Below are 2146 nucleotides of genomic sequence, written 5' to 3' on the forward strand. Positions count from 1 at the left end.
TGAGCTGGCCACCGATCTACTCGAATAACGGAAAACGGCATGGACAAATACACCAAGCAAGACCTCGATTCGGTAATCAGCGTCAAGCTGACGCTGCGTGACCTCATTATCCTGAGCTGGGGGCATGAGTCTGTTTCGTTTGTGCCTGGTAGCGAGAACGAAGCGGAATTCCGCGACGCCGAGGCCAAGATTGACGCTGCATTGGCGACCTTGCGCGCTAAACGCGCCTGACATAGGAAAGCGACCATGACCACTAGAACTCCGGTTGTGCTGTATGTGTACCACTGCGCCAAGTGCGGCCAGGACGGCCAGCTGCATCTGGAAGAAACGGCGCCAGAGGTGACGACGGCCTGCTCGATGTGCGGCGCCAAAGTGCTTGCCGAATGGGACGGCGGCGTTGAGCTGGCCACCGATCTACCCGAATAACGGAAAACAACGCATGTCCACTAAGCAAACACCTGAGTCGCTGACTGAATTGCTTGTGAGTTTGATGCCTGGCGGCGACGACCGCCGCATGGCCGCATGTGGCGGGATCAAATGGCCAGTGCTCTTGAGCAAGTAGCCGCGACCGACGACCTTACCCTGCTCCGTGCTGCCAAGGGCGCTGATCAGTTTGAGGTTGGCTTTATGGAGTTTGTGTCCAACTTCCCAGGTGTCGAGATCGTGCCAGCCCCGGAGGGAGGCTTCTACGGCTTCACATTGGGGCTCGTGAAACTGGATCGCAACCTTCGCGGCGAGGTGCTGCGCGCCTATGCCGCCGAGCTGAGAAAGAGTAAAGGGAAAACGTCCGTCTATCCCCAAGCCTCGCTTCGTGCGGGGCTGAGTCAGTAGAGAAACAGCACTTTTGCATCGAAAAGACACAAGGAACATCGTATGAAACTGGTATTGGCTCAACTTATTGCAGTTCTGGCTTCAATAGGTCTGGGGGAAGCAGGGCAGCGCACAGGCGAACTGGTGTACATCGAGGCAGGGATTCTTGCTCTCGTCTTGGGCGTAGTTCTGATGCTCGCAACCTTTGGACTCGAACTCGTTGAGTTGCTTCGTGAAAGGTCACTGAGTCAAGGCCGCCTCGATACGCCAGCTGCATAGGAAAATCGGCTACCGCGCCTAGAGCGCTTGGTGGCTGCTATTAAAGGAAATTCGTATGCTCCTTCTGACTCGCCGCGAAGGTGAAAATATTATGATTGGCGAAGGAATTCAGATCCAAGTCCTAAGCGTTTCAGAGGATACTGGGGATGTACGTATCCAGATTGAAGCTCCAGATGCCGTCGAGGCCCAGAGCAGAAACGTTGATAACGAAATGACCGATGGCAAGCCTGGTCCTGTTATTACTCATAAGCGCCGGTGGCGCTCGTTGGTCACTCGGTAGGAAGTTTGAATGACCAACCATATCAGGAGCACAAGATGGCATTGATGAGCGTTGAGCAACTGCTGGATCAAGCTGAGGACGAGTACATGAGCGTAGACCAGTTGGCCTTTTTCAAAGATCGGTTGGAGGTTAAAGCCGTAGAGCTTCGTGATCGCTTGCTCAGCTGTCAGGCCAGTTGCGAGATCGAGCGTCACCCGGACGAAGCAGACTTCGCATCCGATGAGGAAAACAGAGCGGTGGCAGCGAGCATGATAGACAGGGACAGACAGACGTTGAGGCATGTGCTTAAGGCCCTGGAAATTCTCGCTCTAGGCGACTACGGTTTTTGTCAGGAGACTGACGAGGCCATAGGCCTAAAACGCCTGCTACTGGTCCCCGAGTCGTTGTACTCGGTCGAATCGATGCGGGCGCTGGAAACGAAAGGGATGCACCAACGTCAAGTGACCTAGCAAAGCCGCCGCAGCGAAGCGATCCAGGAGAATTGCGATGACTGCAAAAAATGTCGAGCGCGATGTGGCTATCTCAGAGCTTGCCAACCATTTGGAGCGTGATCTAATGCCTTGTCCAGCAGGGCGTACCGCACTGCTGACGTGGATAGAAAAAAAGCTGGCTCACGTAGCGCTCAATCCTGTACCCACAGCCGCTGATGCTACGTGGTTGATCGAAAGCGCTTATATCCAATGGGCCGCTGCACAGCCAAAGGGCTAAGGAACATTCTATGAACGCGATTGCTACCCCTGTCATGGGGTTCATAACGTGTACTGAGCCGCTTCAGGC

7 protein-coding genes are annotated in these 2146 nt (G+C 54.7%); all 7 read left to right on the forward strand.

The window, feature by feature from the left end; translation table 11 throughout:
* The first annotated feature begins 39 nt into the window (after positions 1–39).
* The 7 genes from DW49_RS0106905 to DW49_RS0106935 all read left to right on the forward strand — a co-directional run bounded on the left by DW49_RS0106905 (position 40) and on the right by DW49_RS0106935 (position 2077).
* Positions 40–231 carry a hypothetical protein gene (locus DW49_RS0106905; protein WP_024421143.1) on the forward strand — a complete coding sequence of 64 codons (192 nt, stop codon included), beginning with the start codon at positions 40–42 and terminating at the stop codon, positions 229–231.
* Between the two features lie 15 nt (positions 232–246).
* Positions 247–426 (forward strand): hypothetical protein, encoded by a 180-nt coding sequence (locus DW49_RS0106910; protein ID WP_024421144.1) that lies wholly within the window; start codon positions 247–249, stop codon positions 424–426.
* Positions 427–537: 111 nt separating this feature from the next.
* Positions 538–831, forward strand: coding sequence for a hypothetical protein (locus DW49_RS0106915; protein WP_147477515.1), 294 nt, complete (start codon positions 538–540; stop codon positions 829–831).
* 42 nt (positions 832–873) lie between these two features.
* Entirely contained in the window at positions 874–1089 is a 216-nt protein-coding gene (locus DW49_RS0106920; protein WP_024420033.1) for a hypothetical protein, read from the forward strand.
* 55 nt (positions 1090–1144) lie between these two features.
* A complete protein-coding gene (locus tag DW49_RS0106925; RefSeq protein ID WP_024421145.1) occupies positions 1145–1369 on the forward strand; it encodes a carbon storage regulator in 225 nt (74 codons plus the stop codon).
* Positions 1370–1404: 35 nt separating this feature from the next.
* The gene (locus tag DW49_RS0106930; RefSeq protein WP_005620870.1) at positions 1405–1818 is read left to right on the forward strand and encodes a TraR/DksA family transcriptional regulator; all 414 of its coding nucleotides are present in this window, start codon (positions 1405–1407) and stop codon (positions 1816–1818) included.
* 37 nt (positions 1819–1855) lie between these two features.
* Positions 1856–2077, forward strand: coding sequence for a hypothetical protein (locus tag DW49_RS0106935; protein ID WP_005620871.1), 222 nt, complete (start codon positions 1856–1858; stop codon positions 2075–2077).
* Positions 2078–2146 lie beyond the last annotated feature (69 nt).

The sequence above is a fragment of the Pseudomonas avellanae BPIC 631 genome (genome assembly GCF_000444135.1).
Taxonomy (GTDB): domain Bacteria; phylum Pseudomonadota; class Gammaproteobacteria; order Pseudomonadales; family Pseudomonadaceae; genus Aquipseudomonas; species Aquipseudomonas avellanae.